We start from the raw sequence: 16,815 nt of genomic DNA on the forward strand, positions 1-16,815 counted from the left end.
TTCGAATCACCCTGGCGGGTAAGCCTTGCCGCCGAGCAACATGTCGCGCTGATCCTCCATGCGGGCGCGGATGGCGTCGACCACGGCAGCCACGACCGGCCTGCGCAGCGTCTCGGCCCGGGCCACCAGCCAGTAGCTCAACTGCGCCGAGACGGCATCGGGCAGTACCCGGACCAGATCGTCGTGCCGGTCGGCCATGAAGCACGGGAGCAGGCCGAGGCCCGCAGCGGCCCGGGTGGCCTCGACATGGACGAAGACGTTGGTGGAAGTCACCGATTCCCGCATGGCGGGGACGGAAGCGGCCGCGATGTCGAGATCGTCCACCTGCAGCATCGAATCGATGAAGTACACCAGGGGATGAGCGGCGAGCGCGTCGACCGATTCGGGTGCCCCGTGCTCGGCGAGATACTCGCGGGATGCGTAGAGCCCGAGGCGGTAGTCACCGAGCCGGATCGCCTCGGCGCGACGCACCTGCGGTGCTCCCACGACGATCTCGAGGTCCAGGCTGGAACGCTGCAGCGACGCGCGCCGCGTGGTCGCGACGATTTCGACGGTCACGCGCGGGTGCCTGCGTTGGACGTGCGCGGCGGCGGGCGCCGCGATGTAGGCGCTGAAACCGTCTGTCGCCGAGACGCGCACCACGCCCTCAAGTTGCCGCATCCCGGTGGCGGTGACCGAGCGGACCGCCGATTCCACGGTCTCGGCCGCAGCGAGCGCCTCGCGGCCCAGGTCGGTCAGTTCCCAGCCGCTGCCTGCGCGGGTCAGCACGCGGCCACCGATCGCCTGCTCGAGCGCGGCGATGCGCCGCGAGATCGTGGTGTGGTTGATGCCGAGCTCGTCTGCAGCCGTGGTGTAGCGGCCGGACCGACCCACGGCCAGCAGCACCAGGAGATCGTCGGCGCTGGGTGGCCGGGCTGCCCTGTCGCTCACATCTGCATTTTTGCAGAGACAAGCTGCAGATCTGGTCATTGCGGCCGAACATACCTGCATGAATACTCACCGGGAACTGTAAGACCCGTCACACTGGGTACAGGTATTGATCCACGTCATGAGGAGTCGCCGATGAGCGCGCCCATTCCCGCTGGACTGCGACGCGTCGTCGTCGCCTCGATGGCAGGCACGGTGGTGGAGTGGTACGAGTTCTTCCTCTACGGAACCGCGGCCACGCTCGTCTTCAACAAGGTGTTCTTCGCGCAGGGCGGCAATGATCTCGACGCCATCCTGGCCGCGTTCGTCACCTATGCCGTCGGCTTCATCGCCCGCCCGCTGGGCGGCATCGTGTTCGGTCATTACGGCGACAAATATGGTCGCAAGAAACTGCTGCAGTTCAGCCTCGTGCTCGTGGGTGTGTCGACCTTCCTGATGGGCTGCCTGCCCACATTCGGCCAGATCGGCTATCTGGCCCCCACTCTGCTGGTGGTCCTGCGGTTCCTGCAGGGCTTCGCCGTCGGCGGCGAATGGGGCGGTGCGGTGCTGCTGGTCGCCGAGCACAGTCCCAACCGCACCCGCGGGTTCTGGGCGAGCTGGCCGCAGGCCGGTGTCCCGGTGGGAAACATCCTGGCCACGGTCGTGCTGCTGGTGCTCTACGGCGGGCTGTCGCATGCCGACTTCCTGTCGTGGGGTTGGCGCGTGGCGTTCTGGCTGTCGGCCGTCGTGGTGCTGGTCGGTTACTACATCCGCACCAAGGTCTCCGACGCTCCGATCTTCCTTGCGGCGCAACAGGAAGCCGAGCAGATCAAGGAAAGCTCGTTCAGCGCCATCGAGGTGCTCAAGCGGTACCCGCGGGGGGTGCTGACCGCGATGGGCCTGCGCTTCGGCGAGAACATCATGTATTACCTGGTGGTCACCTTCTCCATCACCTATCTCAAGGAACAGGTGCACTCCGACACCAGCGACATCCTGTGGTGGCTGCTCATCGCGCACACGGCGCATCTGGTGGCGATCCCGACGGTCGGGCGGCTCTCGGATCGGTACGGGCGGCGGCCCGTGTACTTCATCGGGGCGGCCGCGGCGGTGGGCTGGGGCTTCGTCGCCTACCCCATGATGGACACCGGCAAGTATCTGCCTATTGTCGCGGCCGTGACGCTCGGGCTGGTGATCCACGCCTTCATGTACGCGCCACAGCCGGCGATCATGGCCGAGATGTTCCCCACCCGGATGCGTTATTCCGGTGTGTCCCTTGGCTATCAGGTGACGGCCATTGTGGCCGGGTCGTTGGCACCCATCATCGCGGTGTGGCTGCTGCGCCAGTATGACTCCTGGGTGCCGATCGCCGGGTACCTGGCCGCGGCCGCGCTCATCACCCTGGTTTCGGTGGTGTTCGCTCGGGAGACCAAGGGAATCGACCTGGTCGACATCGACGCAGCCGACGCGGAAAGGGCGCTGACATGAGCGATCTGAAGGGGCGCACCGCGCTGGTCACCGGCGCGGCGAGTGGGATCGGTGCGGCGTGCGTGCATGCGCTCGCCGCGCGCGGCGCGACGGTGACGGTCGCCGACATCGACGCGGCCGGAGCCTCCGCCGTGGCGGCCAAGGTCCGTGGGAAGTCCTGGGCGGTAGATCTTCTCAACGTCCGGGCGCTCGAAGGCCTGCGGTTGGACTGCGACATTCTGGTCAACAACGCGGGGGTGCAGAGCATCAACCCGATCGACGCGTTTCCGCCGGACAAGTTCCGGACGCTGCTCGCGCTGATGGTCGAAGCCCCGTTTCTGCTCATCCGCGCTGCGTTGCCGCACATGTACGCGGGCGGGTTCGGCCGGATCATCAACATCTCCTCCGTGCACGGGCTGCGCGCCTCGGAATTCAAGGCCGGCTACGTCACCGCCAAGCACGCGCTGGAGGGCCTGTCGAAGGTGACCGCGCTGGAAGGCGGACCGCACGGCGTCACCAGCAACTGCGTCAACCCCGGCTATGTGCGGACACCGCTGGTGGCCAAGCAGATCGCCGACCAGGCCCGCATCCACGGCATCCCCGAGGATGAGGTGGTGGCCAAGGTCCTGCTGAAGGAGAGCGCCATCAAGGAGCTGGTCGAGCCCGAAGAGGTTGGCTCATTGGTAGGTTGGCTCGCGTCGCCCGACGCCAGGATGGTGACCGGGGCGTCGTACACGATGGATGGTGGATGGACCGCACGATGAGCACCAAATGAATCGCGCACGCGAGGAGCACTAAGTGAGTACAGCGCCTCAGTGGGAGCCGACGCAGGCCGACATCGACAACGCGCAAGTCACGGATTTCGCGCGGTTCGTGGCGGCGCGGGCAGGCCGCGAACTGGCCGACTACCACGATCTGTGGCAGTGGTCGGTCGACGATCCCGCCGAGTTCTGGGGTGCCCTGTGGGACTACTTCGAACTCGGCGAGCGGCCTGCCGAGGTACTCACCGGTGAGTCGATGCCGGGGGCGCGCTGGTTTCCGGGCGCGCGGCTCAACTACGTCGATCAGATTCTCCGCAACGCTCGCACCGACCGTCCCGCGATCCTGACGGTCGCCGAGGGCGGCGCCGTCACCGAGCTGCCCTGGTCCGAATTGCTCGCGCGCACAGCGACGTTCGCGCAGACCCTGCAGAAGCTGGGGGTGCAGCCGGGGGATCGGGTGGTCGGCTACCTGCCGAACATCGCCGAGGCCGTCGTCGCGTTTCTCGCCACCGCGAGCATCGGGGCGATCTGGAGTGCGTGCGGGCAGGACTACACCGCGAAGGCCGCCCTGGACCGGCTCGGCCAGCTGGAGCCGACGGTGCTGGTGACCGCGGACGGCTACCGGTTCGCCGGTAAGGACTACGACAAGAGCGAAGACATCGCCGCCCTGCGCGCCGGGTTGCCGACGCTCAAGGCGGCCGTGCTGGTGTCGCGGCTGGGTCCGGCCCGCAGCGAGTGGGTGGATTGGGAGTCGGCGAGCGCCCCCGGCGATGCCGACGTGGTCACCACCGCAGTCGATTTCGACCATCCGCTGTGGGTCCTGTACTCGTCGGGAACCACCGGACTGCCCAAAGGCATCGTGCACGGCCATGGCGGGGTGCTCGTCGAGCATCTCAAAGCCGTTGCCTTGCAGAGCGATATCGGTCGCGATGACACGTTCTTCTGGTACACCAGCCCCAGTTGGATGATGTGGAACTTCCAGGTGGCCGGGCTGCTGGTGGGCGCAACCATCGTCTGTTACGACGGCAGCCCCACCTATCCGCAGGCCGATGCGCTGTGGAGCATCGCGGCCACGGTCGGCGCGACCGTGCTCGGTACCAGCCCCGGCTACGTGCTGGCCTGCGCGAAAGCCGGTGCGGTACCACGCAAGCAGCATGATCTGTCGGCGCTGCGCAGTGTCGGTATCACCGGGTCGTCCTTGCCGCCGTCCTCGGCATTGTGGTTGCGGGATAACGTCGGCGAGCGGGTTCAGGTCAACTCGATCAGCGGCGGCACCGACGTGGTGTCGGCGTTCATCGGTGGCGTCCCGACCGTGCCGGTATGGCCGGGGGAGCTCTCGGCGCCGTTCCTCGGGGTGGCACTCGATGCCTGGGATGAGGCAGGCAATCCCGTGCGCGGCGAAGTCGGCGAATTGGTGATCACCAAACCGATGCCGTCCATGCCGATCTTTTTCTGGCACGATGCCGACGGATCCCGTTACCGGGACGCCTATTTCGAGATGTTTCCGGGGGTGTGGCGGCACGGCGACTGGATCACCATCACCGACCACGGCAGCATCGTCGTGCACGGCCGCTCCGACTCGACGCTGAACCGGCACGGCATCCGGATGGGCAGTGCCGACATCTATCAGTCGGTGGAGGGGCTGCCCGAGATCGTCGAGTCCCTCGTGATCGGTGCCGAACAACCCGACGGCGGCTACTGGATGCCGCTGTTCGTCGTGCTGGCCGACGGGATCGAGCTCACCGACGATCTGCGCGACCGCATCAAGCAGACCATTCGCACCGAGGTCTCCCCGCGCCACGTGCCCGACGAGATCATCGTCGCCCCAGGCGTTCCGCATACCCGCACCGGCAAGAAGCTCGAAGTTCCGATCAAGAAACTGTTCCAGGGTGCCGACCCGGACAAGGTGGTCGAGCGCAGCGCCGTCGACAATCCGGATCTGCTGGATTGGTATGCGGGTATCAAGCGATAGGTCCGCCGCGATGGGCCCGCCCGCGATGGGCCCGCCCGCGATGGGCCCGCCGAGACTACGGGTTTTGCTGCGAAATCGCTGATTTCCCGTCAAAAGCCGTAGTCTCGGCGCGGGCTCAGCGCTGCAGCCACGGCCCGATCCGACGCACCGCCTCTTCGACGTCGCGCGTCGGCCCCGCGAATGACAGCCGGACGTAGGAATCGCCGCGGACCGTGTCGAAGTCGACCCCGGGTGCGATGGCAACACCGGTGTCGGCCAACAACTTCGAGCAGAACGACAGTGAGTCGTCAGTCAGGTCGCTGACATCGGCGTACACGTAGAACGCGCCGTCCGTCGGAGCCAGCCGGTCAATCCCGATATCGCGTAACCCGTCGAGCAGCAGCCTGCGATTGTCGGCATAGTGGGCCAGCAGCCCGTCGGCCTCGGCCAGCGACTCCGGGGTGAACGCGGCGACCGCGGCATGCTGCGCGAGAGCAGGTGGGCAGATGGTGAAGTTGCCGGTGAGGCAGTCCACCGCGCGGCGCAGTTCCTCGGGCACCAGCAGCCAGCCGAGCCGCCAGCCCGTCATCGCAAAGTACTTCGAAAAACTGTTGACCACCACGGCATCTCGGGAGGTCTCCCACGCGCAGCTGGTCGCGGGGGCGCCCTCGTACACCAGACCGTGGTATACCTCATCGCTGATCAGTCGCACGCCCGAGGCCTCACACCACGAAGCGATCGCGGAGAGCTCGTCGGGCGCGATGACGGTTCCCGTCGGGTTCGCCGGGCTGGCCACGATCACGCCCGCCACCGGCGGATCCAACTCTTCGAGCATGGTGAGCGTGGGCTGGAACCGGGTCTGCGGGCCGCACGGGATCTCGACGACTTCGCAGCCGAGCGCGGTAAGGATGTTGCGGTAACACGGGTAGCCGGGGCTGGCGATCGCCACCCGATCGCCGACGTCGAAACAGGCCAGGAACGTCAGCAGGAATCCGCCGGACGATCCCGTGGTGAGCACGACGTCGTCGACGCCGACCTCGACGCCGTACTTGCGGTACGACGCGGCGATCTGGGCGCGCAGCTCCGGGATGCCCAGAGCGACGGTGTAGCCGAGCTGGTTGCCGTGGATCGCTGCGACCGCAGCCTCGCGCACGGCGGTCGGTGGCCCGGCGCTGGGCTGCCCTGCCGACAGATTCACCAGATCGCCGTGCGTGCGCTGACGTTCAGCGGCGGCCAGCCACACATCCATCACGTGAAACGGTGGGATACCTGCGCGCAACGAGACGTCCATCTCGCCAGGCTAGTCACCTCTGGAAGGCGAGTTGCCCGTTGACGTAGGTCTGTGAGACGCGAACCGCGTGTAGATCGTCGTCGGCAACGTCACTGAGCGGCCGTTCAAGCACGATCAGATCGGCTTCGAGTCCGGGTGAGATCGCGCCGCGTACGGACTCCTGGCGCGATGCGTAAGCGCTGCCGGCAGTCGCCGCAAGCAAGGCTTCGCGACGCGTCAGCCGTTCATCGGGGAAGAACGTTTCACCTGAACCGGGATAATTGCGATTCACCGCTACGTGGATCTGGTCGAAGGGGTTCGGGCTTGAGACCGGCCAATCGCTCCCGTTTGCCAGCTGCACGCCGTGGCGCGCCATAGTGGCAAATTCGTACTGGTGCGCGAAGAGTTCCGCGGGTAGGTACGGCAACGCCATATCGGTCATCTGGTCGTCGTTCTGAGCCCAGAAAGGTTGGATGTTGGCAATGATGCCCTTGTCAGCCATCCGTCTTATCAGCTCGGAGTTCGTCAGCTGAAGATGCGCGATCTGATGACGGCGGCCTGCTCGTTCGGTCGCTTCGAGCATTTCGACGGAGTCCGCGACGGCCCGGTCACCGATGGCGTGGAAATGGATGTCGAACCCGGCTCGATCGAGGGCCACGACCACCGGCTGCAGTTCATCTTTGTCGAAGAAGGTGATACCGGTCGGATATTCGGTGTCGATGCGGTACGGCTGGCCCACCGCGGCGGTGAACGTCTCGCACACGCCGTCGTACATGATCTTGGCGCCGGTCAGCTGAAATCGGGACGACGAGGGAACATCCGCGCGCAGGCTGACGAAAGCGTCGACGCAGTCTGCGAATCCGGTGCGGGGAACCCAGAGGTTCCCTGTCACTCGGGCCCGCAGCTCACCGGTGTCGGCTGCGTGGCGATACACGTCCAGGACGTCGGTGGTGGGCACGAACTCACCGACGATCGCTTCCTGCCAGCCGGTCACCCCAAGGGACAGCAGGCGGGTCTGCGCGGCGAGAAGCCCTGCCATCCTGGTCCGGTCATCGAGCGCGGGTAGCAGATCAGAAACCAACTGCATCGCGGATTCGTGCAGGAGCCCGGCGGGTGAACCGTCGGCGAGGCGTTCTATCCGGCCGCCCTGAGGGTCGGGGGTGTCGGCTGTGATGCCGGCTAGTTGCAGTGCCGCTGAATTGACCCAAGCGCTGTGACCGTCGCGGTTGGCAAGGTATGTGGGTCGGTTCCCGGTGACGCGGTCGAGGTCGCCCAGCATGGTGCCGGTGTGCCGGAAATGGCTCAATGACCAGCCCCGCCCCACGATCCAGTTCGCGCCGGGGTGGTCGTCCACGTATCGGGCGATCGTTGCCATGGCGTCGTCGCAGCTGTCGGTGCCCGCGAGATCGCACCGCATCAACTCGACACCGGATTCGACCGCGTGGACATGCGCGTCCGTCATCCCTGGCAGGACCGCCGCACCGGCGACGTCCACGACGCGTGCACCCAAGGTCGGCGGAAGGTCGGTCATCGGTACGACCGCCGAAATGTGACTGCCCTCGACCACGATGCCCCAGTGGGCGGCGGTCTCGGCCAGGGGAAGCTCGGCATTGACGAAGACAGTTTGCCCAGCATTCGACATCGGTTTCATCCTTTTCTTGCGAGCCGGTCGGCGATCCGCAGGTACGTCACTTGCCCAGTGGGCCCGCGCCCGTACTCGATGACGCCGCCGGCGTCAGCTGCCGGGGCCACGACCAACAGTGTGTTGTCGGAGATCCGCACAGCGCGTTGAGGCGCGAATGGCACCAGCCGGTACTGCCCGTCCTCGACGGGGCGTTCATGTGCCTCGATCCGGAGTTCGTCGGCGCCGACGCCGGTCACGCGGATGGTGCCGTAGATTCCGGCGTCGTAATCGCCTTCGAATTCGCCAGGCCGGATCGGTAGGCGAGTTGGCAGTCGCCAGGGATCAATCCCGGTAACCGCTTGTGCGACAGCCCGGTCGAGCGCCCGATGCAGGGCTTCCCCTTCAGTTGAATTCGTGAGCACCACCACGCACAGCTGCTGATCGAGCATCAACGTCATGCGTGCGCAGTAGCCGGTGGTGAGACCGTCGTGCCAGGCGATACGTTGTCCGCCAACATCATCGAGATACCATGCCAGCGCAAAGTGGTGTCCTGCTTGCCCTCTGTAGAACTGCGGACTCAGCAAGATTGCGGGCTCACTACCGGACAGCAGGTGGTGTCCATAGCTGACCATGTCGTGTGCGGTGCTGGCGATTCCGCCGCCGGGAACATCCCAGCCCGGTAGTTGCCAGTGCCGTTGCCACCCCGCATTGCGCAGCACCCGTGCGTCTGCGTGCGGGGCGGCTACGCGATGGGTGATGGCCTCGTCCGCCGATGTGAACGAGCGGTACATACCCAAGGGGCGCAGGATTCGTTCAGACAGCAGATCGGGGTATCGCCGCCCTTCGATCCGCTCGATCAGGGCTGCCGCCAACATGATCCCTGCATTGCTGTACGACCACGCGGTGCCTGGCGCGAAGTCTAAAGGACGTCCGCTGAGCTCCCGCAGCGCGACTGCGAGTCCATCATCGGCGTTGTTCGCGAGCAACCGAGGAGCATTCGCGATCATCGGGTCTCCGGACACGCCCGAAGAGTGAGTGAGCAGATGCCTGACGGTGATCCTCGGGTCGACGGCGACATCGTCGAGGACATCGGCAACCGACCGGTCGAGTGTCAATCGCCCGGAATCGACCAGTCGGGCGATGAGCAGTGCCACGAAAGTCTTTGAAATAGAACCGATCTGAAAGATCGTGTGCTCGGTTACCGGTAGGGGATCCTCCAGGCTCGTCACCCCGCATCCGAGGAAGGTGCTGTCCCCGCGCAGGCTGATGCCCACGGCGATACCCGGAACCGCACGGCCGGCATCTCCCGCGACCACGTCCGCGATGGCGTCACGCAGCTGCGGCAGCGTGACAGGTCGACCGCGGGTCATCGGTCGAGTGCGGCGACCGCTTCGGGCCGCCATCCGGGGCGCGGTACCGAGTCGAGAAGGACCTGGGTATACGGATGCGTCGGGCGTGCCAGAACGTCGTCGACCGGACCACTCTCGACTACTTCGCCACGGCTCATCACGTGCACGTGATCGCACACCTGGCGGACGACGCCCAGGTCGTGAGTGATGAACAGGAACGCCAGTCCGCGCTCGGCGCGAATCATGTTGAGCAGATTGAGAATCTGCGCTTGCACCGACACGTCCAGTGCAGACACCGCCTCGTCGAGCACCAGTAGGTCCGGTCCTGCCGCGAGGGCTCGCGCGATCGCGACCCGCTGCCGCTGGCCTCCGGACAGCGAGCCTGGTTTGAGTTCGGACATATCGGGTTGCAACCCGACCGAGGTCAAAAGGTCGGCGATTCGATCCCTGCGTTCTTTCTCGGGCAGGCCGAGGTGGAAACGGATGACCTCGTGCAGCGCTGATCCGACCGTCTGCATGGGATCCAACGATGAATATGGGTTCTGGAACACCATCTGTATCCGGCGGGCGCGTCGTGCAACGTCGCTGCGGCCTTTACGAACCGGCTGGCCGTCGAGCAGCACGGAACCACTCGTGGCCGTCTCAAGTCCCATCACAATGCGGGCCAGAGTCGATTTGCCCGAGCCGGATTCGCCCACGAGTGCTACGGCGTCGCCGGTGTGAACGTCGAGTGATACGCCGCGCAGTGCCTGTACCGCTGCTGCGCCGCGGCGGGCACGGAACGTCTTGGTCAAATCCCGGACCTCCAGCGACACGCTATGCGGCATCATGAACTCCGTTCGGGGTCGTCCCCGGTGTCATCGGATGGACGCAGGCATAGCCGAGTCGTTCGTCTTCGGCTGTCCAGGAGGGCAGCTCGCCGCATGCATCGGTGGCACGTGGGCAGCGCTCGCGAAATACGCATCCGGTGAGTGACTGGGTCAGAGCGGGTGGCTGTCCCGCGATGACCGGCAGCGTTTCATGGCGCCGCGAAACATCGGGCTGGCACCGCAGCAACGCATTGGTGTATGGATGGTGACCGCCGCGCGCCACGGTGCGGGTATCGCCGATCTCGACGATGCGGCCCGCGTATGCCACAGCGATGCGGTCACAAAAGGCAAGTGCCAGTTCGAGGTTGTGGGTGATGAACACCGTCGACACCTGCCGTTCTCGACGTGCTCGGTCCAGGAGGGCGATCACCAGCGCCTGGGTGGTGTTGTCGAGCGCAGTGGTCGGTTCATCGGCGATCAGCAGGTCGGGATCGGACAACAGAGCTGCAGCGATGCAGATGCGCTGAAGCTGCCCGCCGGAGAACTCGTGCGGGTAACGATCGAGCAAGGCGCGCGGGTCGCTCAGCCCCATCGAGGTGAGCATCTCCGCGGCCTTCCGCAGAGCTTCTCTGCGAGGCATCCGCCGCTCATAGACCAGCACCTCGGTGAGGTAGTCGCCCACCGTGCGGGTCGGATCCATGACCGAGGCAGGGTCCTGGAAGATCACTCCGACGTGCTTGGATCGCCAGCGCCGCATGGTCTCGGCATCGGTGACGTCATAAGTGTGGGAACCGAATCCGATCGTGCCGCTGGCGAACATACCGGCGGGCGGTATGCCCAGTATGGACCTCGCCGTGACGGACTTGCCGCTGCCGGACTCGCCGACCACACCCAGACACTCGCCGGGGGCGAGCGCGAACGACACGTCAGCGACGACGGGACGTGCCGCTGACGGCAGGTAAACCGAGAGACCGTCGACGGTCAGGAGGGATTCAGACATGGAAGCGCTTTCCGAGATGGTCGCCGATGATGTTGAACGCGAAGACCGTGAGGAAGATCGCCAGCCCCGCGTACAGCGACTCCTGCGGGAAGCCGCGGACGATGCTCGATTGTCCGGCTGAAATCATTGTGCCCCAGTCTGATTGCGGAGGTTGCACCCCGAGCCCGAGATAGGACACGGCGGCCATGTCGATGATGGCGTACCCGAACAGCACCGTGACCTGCGCCGTGATCAGACCGGCGAGATTCGGCAGCAGATGCAGACCGACCACGCGGGCAGGCTGGAATCCCTGCAGGCGTAACGCGGAGATATACGGTTGCGCAACTTGCTGTAGCGCCGCCGAGCGGGTGATGCGCCCGACGTAGGGAACGTACGCGACGGCCAGGGCGATGGCGGCCGCGGTGAGCCCGGCTCCGAACAATGCTGTCGCAGCCAGGGCCAGCAGCAGCGCCGGTAGCACCAGAACGGTGTCGAAAACGCGCGAGACGATGCCGTCGGCGCGTCGTTGCCAGGCCCCGGTCAGGGCAAGTGACACACCGACCACCGTTGCCAGTCCGACGATCAGCGTCGCACCGAACATCGTTGTGCGGGCACCGAAGACGAGACGCGAGAGGATGTCCCTGCCCGAGGCGTCGGTGCCGAGCAGGTGGTCGGCGCTGAACCCGAGATAGGCTCCGCCCAATGAGCCTGCATCGGGGTCGTGCGGTGCGATCACCGGGGCCGCCACGGCCATCAGTACGACCAGCAGGAGAAATCCGGAAGCCAGGCGGACTGTCCAAGGCGACGAGAATCGTGCGGCGGTGTTACGCAAGAAGCTGTAACGTCCCGCTGTTACGGCAGCAGTCATGATGCGACAAGTCCTTCGGCTATCCGAGGATCGAGCAGCCCGTAGATGATGTCGACGACCGTGCTCAGCAGGATGAACACGACGATCAGGATCAACACGATGGCCTGTGCCAGAGCAAAGTCGTTCTGTGAGATCGCCTGCACCAGAAGTGATCCGATCCCATCGAGGCCGAAGGCGGTCTCAACGACAACCGTCCCAGCGATCAGCCCTGCCATACTGAGCCCACCGACGGTGACGACCGGCAACAGCCCGTTGCGCATCGTGTGGCGCATCGTCACAGTTCGGCGACGGATCCCCCGCGCGCTGGCAGCCCAGACGAAATCGAGTGACTTGGTCTGATTGATCGAAGCTCTGGTGACCTTCCCGATATAGGCGACATTCGACAACGCCAGTGCGATCGCGGGCAGTGTCAGAGAGTAGACCCGAGAGCCGAAGTCACTGCCAGAGCCGTACGCGGGGAAGATCGGGAACTGCACGGCGAAGGTCGATATCAAGACTGTTGCAGCGACGAAGGCCGGGATCGCGATGCCTGCCGAATAGCAGAACCTGAGCACACCGTCCAACCATCCGGACCGCAGCGCCGCGAGGGCGCCAGTGCTGACGCCGACAGTCAGAATGAGGATCCCCGCGTACACGACGAGGAATGCCGTAGTGGTCAGGTGATTGCCCAACAGGCTGCTGACACTGTCGCGGTAGAGAAACGAGGTGCCGAAATCGCCACGCAGCGAGCTGCTCAGCCAGTGCCAGTACTGCCCGAGCAGTCCCTCGTCGAGGTGGTACTGCTGGCGTACGCGAGCGATCTGCTCGGGTGAGACGTTGCGCCCGCCGAGCAGCAGCGACAGCGAGCTCGTTGGCGAAAAGTACATCGCCGCATACACCAGGAAACTCGCCACCGCCGCTGTCACCGCCGCGAACACAAGACGCTTGAGGATGAACCCCACATATCTCATCGGAGTCAGCGCGCGCCCAACAAGGCCGCCCACGGATAGGACAGCTGCACGAAAGACACGGGCGCACCGGTGACCCGCTTGTTCATGAAGAGGGTGTTGGCTTCCTCGGCAACCGGGATCCACGGCAGATCCGCCATGATCTGCTGCTGTCCCTTTGTGACGAGTTGCGCGCGGGCGGTGTCGTCGGACGTGGCCTTGGCCTCGGTGAGCGACGAGTTCACGGTCGGGTTGTCGTAGCCGAAGGTCAGGCTGCTCGCACCCTTGACGAACATGCCGTACCAGGAAAGCGGATCGTTCAGGTCGGGATACCAGTCGGTCTCGAACGCGTCGACGCCCTTCTGCAGACTCGCATCCCCGAAGATCGAGTTGTACGTCTTCACCGGGATGGGCTTCAGGGTGATATTGAGCCCGATCTGCTTGCCGGTCTGCTGAATGGAGTCGAAGATCGTTGCGACATACTGCGATGCGCCTCCCGCGTACGCAAGCACGATCTCGTCTTTCGGGGAGCCGGCTTCGGCGACCAGCTTCTTGGCCTCATCGAGGTTCTGCGTCAAGGCCGGTAGATCGTCGTATGCCTTCGAATAGACGTCCTTGGCGTAGGTCCAGGTCTGAGGTGTCGCCAATGCCTTGACCGGTAGGGCTGCGCCCGCGAACGCATTGGAGATGATCCCGTCCCGGTCAAGTGAAAGTGCCAGTGCACGACGGATTTTCGGGTCTTTGAGTGGCCCGGACTCGGCCGAGATGATCAGCGAGAACACGATCGGGCTGCGCGCGTAGTAGACAGAACCTACCGACGAGCTGGACAGTCGGCCCAAGCCGTCCCAGGGCAGCTGGTAGCTGCCGTCCACCTGCCCGCTGAGCAGGGCGTTGGCCAGCGTGGCCCCGTCGCCGATGAAGGTGAACGTGACGTTGTCGACCTTCGGCGCCAACGAGTTGTCCCAGTAGTTCGGGTTGCGTTGGATCGTCAAGTCCTTGCCTGGCGTCCAACTGCCGAACCTGAACGGTCCCGAACACATTGCTCCGCCCGTCGGGCTGCCGTACTTGTCACCCTGCGCCTGGACATAGGCCTGCTTCACGACGGTGCCGGCGGGGCTGGCCATCGCGCGATTGAATTCGGCGTTGGGGGAGTTCAGGTGCACCGTGATCTGGTGATCGCCGGTCTTGTCGATGGACTTCACCTGCGTGAAGGCCTCCGCGTAGTACGAGTTGAGCGACGTGTCGCTATTCCGCATGAGGCTGAAGATGACGTCTTCGGGCGTCACCGCCGTACCGTCCCAGAACTTCGCCGCGGGATTGAGGTCGTAAACCCATTCTGTTGGGGTCGGGTTGCTTGCCTTGGTGGCCAGCGCCGGGTCGATCTTCGACGCGTCCGTCGGTGGCACCCGAAGCAAGGTGTCGCAAAGGTTGGCGATGACTTGGTTTTCGGCGTAGTTGCCGGAGTGGACAGGGTCGAGACTGGACGGCTCGTATTGCAGATTCCAGGTCACCTTGTCGAGATGACCCGTGGCCGCAGGGCTTGTGGTCGTGTAATCGATCTGCCCTGGTCCTGCCTGGGGGCGCTGGCCACTCGAGCAACTGGCCAACAGCGCCACAGTGGTGACACCGGCGAGCGTCGTGAGAATTCGCTTGTGCATCTGTCCATCCCAGGTGGGTAGTCGAGGCGTGCGGTCTGCGACAACCGCGCTAAAATTAATGACAGTAATTTTTAAGAGAGTCAGTAGACTCTGTCAAGGATCAAATTTGGGTTGGAGGCGCAGGTCCGGCATGCGAGAGGCGAAGCGCCCGGCTGGTAGGCCACGAACCAAACTGCTTGACCGTGAGAAGATCACGGCCGCGGCCTTCGAGTTGTTCTCGGGCGGCGAAGACTTCACGATGGCTCAGCTGGCCGAGAAACTAGGTGTGCGCCCGCCGGCCTTGTACAACCACGTGCGGGACCGGCGCGCCCTCGTCAATCTCGTTCGCACCGAAGTTGCCGCGCGCATCGACACCAGCTCGTTCGCCGACCACGAATGGGACGCTGCGATCGTGCCGTGGGCGCGGTCGTATCGCACCGCGTTCGCCACGAGCCCGCAACTGATCGCTCAACTCGCGGTGGTCCCGATCGACGGGACGGAAGCCTCGCTTCAGGGATACGAGACCATCACGCGATGCATGCTGCGGGGTGGCTGGCCGGAGGCGGCGATAGTGCCGGTGATCGTTGCGCTCGAATCCTTCATCATCGGTTCATCACTCGACGTGCTGGCCGCGCCCGGCAACCTTGATCCCGTCGGCGACGAGGAGCGCGTGCCCGCCTTCGCCGCCGCGCTGGCGGCATCACGCGACAGCGCGACGGTCATGGCCGACGCTGCCTTCGAGGTCGGCCTCGCGGCGCTCATCGCGGGCTTGCGGCTCAGCCTGGCCGACTTCAAGGCCGGCTAGTCGCCGGAATCCGTCACCAACCGGCCCAGGTGATCCAGCAGCTCTTCGGCTGCGGCCAGATCGCCGCGCAGGTCGCGGTCCTGGTCGTTCCACGGCAGCACCGAGGCCAGGGTGAGCGCCTCGCCGAGCACCCCGGTGAATCGCTCGTGCAGTCCGCGCTGCCGGAGCAGTCGCAGCGCGCCGACCAACTCGCAGGCCAGCAGCACGCGGTACGCGGCGACCGACCGCTCGAGTTGCTGCGTGCCTTGAGACGCGAACGTGGCGTCCTCCTCGGCACCGCGGGACAGGACGAGAGTGCCGACCGATGCGGGCTGCGCCGCCGCGCGGATCTCGGCGATCGCGCCCGCGGCGACGTATTCGACCATCATCAGCCCCGATGACCCGTCTTCGCTGGTGGCGAGAAAAGCGTTCTGGCCGTTGGTCTCCGGGTCGTTGAGCATCCGGATGCGCGAATGCGTGATGGGTGCGGTGAGCGCCAATGCCAGAGTGGCGCCGTCGAGCTCGAGCGACAACGACGCCTGATAGAACGCGCCGTGGTGGACGACCGCGTCGCCCTCGATGTCGAAAAGGGGATTCTCCTGGGCGGCGTTGAGGGTCCGCTCCAGTTGCTGCCCAAGCGAATCCAGGGAATTGACGACGCTGGCGTGCGCGACCGGGTACACCCGCAGGCCGTACGGATCCTGGATGCGGCGCGGCTCGCGATCGTCTCGCCCGTCACCCATGGACAGCGACCGCAAGCGTCCGGCGACCGTATCGACGTGCGGAGCCGCCGCGGCGCGGGCGGCGGTAACCGAGAAGGTGGACGGATTACCGTCGAGCGCAAGGAAACTGAGCATGTAGATGACGCTGGACGCCCGCTCCAACCGCTGCAGCTCGTCCAGGGCGAGGCAGGTGCGTCCGACGGTGAGGGCACTGCTGCTCATGAACGGCAGCGCGCTGTCGGCACCCCACGGCTGCATCGGCGTCAGGGGAGTTTTGGCGGGCCGCTCGCCGATCAACGTCAGGGCGGTGCCTGCCAGTGCGGCGAGGTCGCCGGTGCCGATCGACGCGTACTGAAGGACTTCGGGCAGGGCGTCGTCGTTGAGCATCCGCACCAGCGCGGACAGGATCTTCGGGTCGAGCCCCGCGCCCGGTGCGCACAGCTGGATCAGGCGCACGGCGAGCATCGCCCTGACGGTTCTGTCGGCGAGGGGATCGCCGGCATCGACGGCGTGGCTGCGCAGCAGCCGCATCCCGTAGTCCTTGTCATCGGCAAGAACCTGGGTGGTCCGGTTCGCACCGACCCCGGTGGTGCGCCCGTAGGTGGGGAAGCGTGTGCTCAGATCGGCTGCGCGTTGGTAGGCCTGGTCGACGCCTGCGAGGACGTCTGCGGAGATCGACACCTGTTCGCGGCCGTCTGCGAGCGTCACGACGTCGGCAATCGTGCCCGTCCCGTTCAGCACAACCATGTAATTCTCCTCAATCTC

The 16,815-nt window shown here is 65.4% G+C and carries 14 protein-coding genes; 4 read left to right on the forward strand and 10 right to left on the reverse strand.

Annotated features, from left to right (window positions below):
- Window positions 1-6 precede the first annotated feature (6 nt).
- On the reverse strand, window positions 7-990 hold the full coding sequence (locus tag A5784_RS25705; RefSeq protein WP_064947684.1) for a LysR family transcriptional regulator: 984 nt from the start codon (window positions 988-990) through the stop codon (window positions 7-9).
- A gap of 72 nt (window positions 991-1,062) precedes the next feature.
- Between A5784_RS25705 and A5784_RS25710 the strand changes: the two genes are divergently transcribed.
- The 3 genes from A5784_RS25710 to A5784_RS25720 are packed head-to-tail and all read left to right on the forward strand — an operon-like array spanning window position 1,063 to window position 5,103.
- Window positions 1,063-2,391 carry an MFS transporter gene (locus tag A5784_RS25710; protein ID WP_064947685.1) on the forward strand — a complete coding sequence of 443 codons (1,329 nt, stop codon included), beginning with the start codon at window positions 1,063-1,065 and terminating at the stop codon, window positions 2,389-2,391.
- Window positions 2,388-3,134 (forward strand): 3-hydroxybutyrate dehydrogenase, encoded by a 747-nt coding sequence (locus tag A5784_RS25715; protein ID WP_064947686.1) that lies wholly within the window; start codon window positions 2,388-2,390, stop codon window positions 3,132-3,134. The genes A5784_RS25710 and A5784_RS25715 overlap by 4 nt, the downstream gene beginning before the upstream one ends.
- Window positions 3,135-3,168: 34 nt before the next feature.
- A complete protein-coding gene (locus A5784_RS25720; protein ID WP_064947687.1) occupies window positions 3,169-5,103 on the forward strand; it encodes an acetoacetate--CoA ligase in 1,935 nt (644 codons plus the stop codon).
- 115 nt (window positions 5,104-5,218) lie between these two features.
- Here the strand turns inward: A5784_RS25720 and A5784_RS25725 are convergent, their stop codons facing one another.
- From A5784_RS25725 to A5784_RS25760, 8 genes are read right to left on the reverse strand one after another with little or no spacing between them, the layout of a single operon-like run.
- A complete protein-coding gene (locus tag A5784_RS25725; protein ID WP_064947688.1) occupies window positions 5,219-6,373 on the reverse strand; it encodes a pyridoxal phosphate-dependent aminotransferase in 1,155 nt (384 codons plus the stop codon).
- A 13-nt stretch (window positions 6,374-6,386) separates the two neighbouring features.
- Window positions 6,387-7,994: an amidohydrolase gene (locus A5784_RS25730; protein WP_064947802.1), complete on the reverse strand. Its 1,608-nt coding sequence runs from the start codon at window positions 7,992-7,994 to the stop codon at window positions 6,387-6,389.
- Window positions 7,995-7,999: 5 nt separating this feature from the next.
- A complete protein-coding gene (locus A5784_RS25735) occupies window positions 8,000-9,346 on the reverse strand; it encodes a serine hydrolase domain-containing protein (RefSeq protein WP_064947689.1) in 1,347 nt (448 codons plus the stop codon).
- Window positions 9,343-10,152 (reverse strand): ABC transporter ATP-binding protein, encoded by an 810-nt coding sequence (locus tag A5784_RS25740; protein ID WP_064947690.1) that lies wholly within the window; start codon window positions 10,150-10,152, stop codon window positions 9,343-9,345. The genes A5784_RS25735 and A5784_RS25740 overlap by 4 nt, the downstream gene beginning before the upstream one ends.
- Window positions 10,142-11,134 (reverse strand): ABC transporter ATP-binding protein, encoded by a 993-nt coding sequence (locus A5784_RS25745; protein WP_064947691.1) that lies wholly within the window; start codon window positions 11,132-11,134, stop codon window positions 10,142-10,144. The genes A5784_RS25740 and A5784_RS25745 overlap by 11 nt, the downstream gene beginning before the upstream one ends.
- A complete protein-coding gene (locus tag A5784_RS25750) occupies window positions 11,127-11,981 on the reverse strand; it encodes an ABC transporter permease (protein ID WP_082945068.1) in 855 nt (284 codons plus the stop codon). Before A5784_RS25750 ends, A5784_RS25745 begins: the two co-directional genes overlap by 8 nt.
- A complete protein-coding gene (locus tag A5784_RS25755; protein ID WP_064947692.1) occupies window positions 11,978-12,931 on the reverse strand; it encodes an ABC transporter permease in 954 nt (317 codons plus the stop codon). The genes A5784_RS25750 and A5784_RS25755 overlap by 4 nt, the downstream gene beginning before the upstream one ends.
- A 5-nt stretch (window positions 12,932-12,936) precedes the next feature.
- A complete protein-coding gene (locus tag A5784_RS25760; protein WP_064947693.1) occupies window positions 12,937-14,565 on the reverse strand; it encodes an ABC transporter substrate-binding protein in 1,629 nt (542 codons plus the stop codon).
- Between the two features lie 130 nt (window positions 14,566-14,695).
- Here A5784_RS25760 and A5784_RS25765 point away from each other — a divergent pair, with 130 nt between their 5' ends.
- Window positions 14,696-15,349, forward strand: coding sequence for a TetR/AcrR family transcriptional regulator C-terminal domain-containing protein (locus tag A5784_RS25765; RefSeq protein ID WP_064947694.1), 654 nt, complete (start codon window positions 14,696-14,698; stop codon window positions 15,347-15,349).
- Here A5784_RS25765 and A5784_RS25770 read toward each other — a convergent pair.
- Window positions 15,346-16,797 (reverse strand): aromatic amino acid lyase, encoded by a 1,452-nt coding sequence (locus A5784_RS25770; RefSeq protein ID WP_082945069.1) that lies wholly within the window; start codon window positions 16,795-16,797, stop codon window positions 15,346-15,348. The two genes, A5784_RS25765 and A5784_RS25770, sit on opposite strands and share 4 nt — an antisense overlap.
- Window positions 16,798-16,815 lie beyond the last annotated feature (18 nt).

The organism is Mycobacterium sp. 852013-50091_SCH5140682 (assembly GCF_001665685.1).
GTDB lineage: Bacteria > Actinomycetota > Actinomycetes > Mycobacteriales > Mycobacteriaceae > Mycobacterium.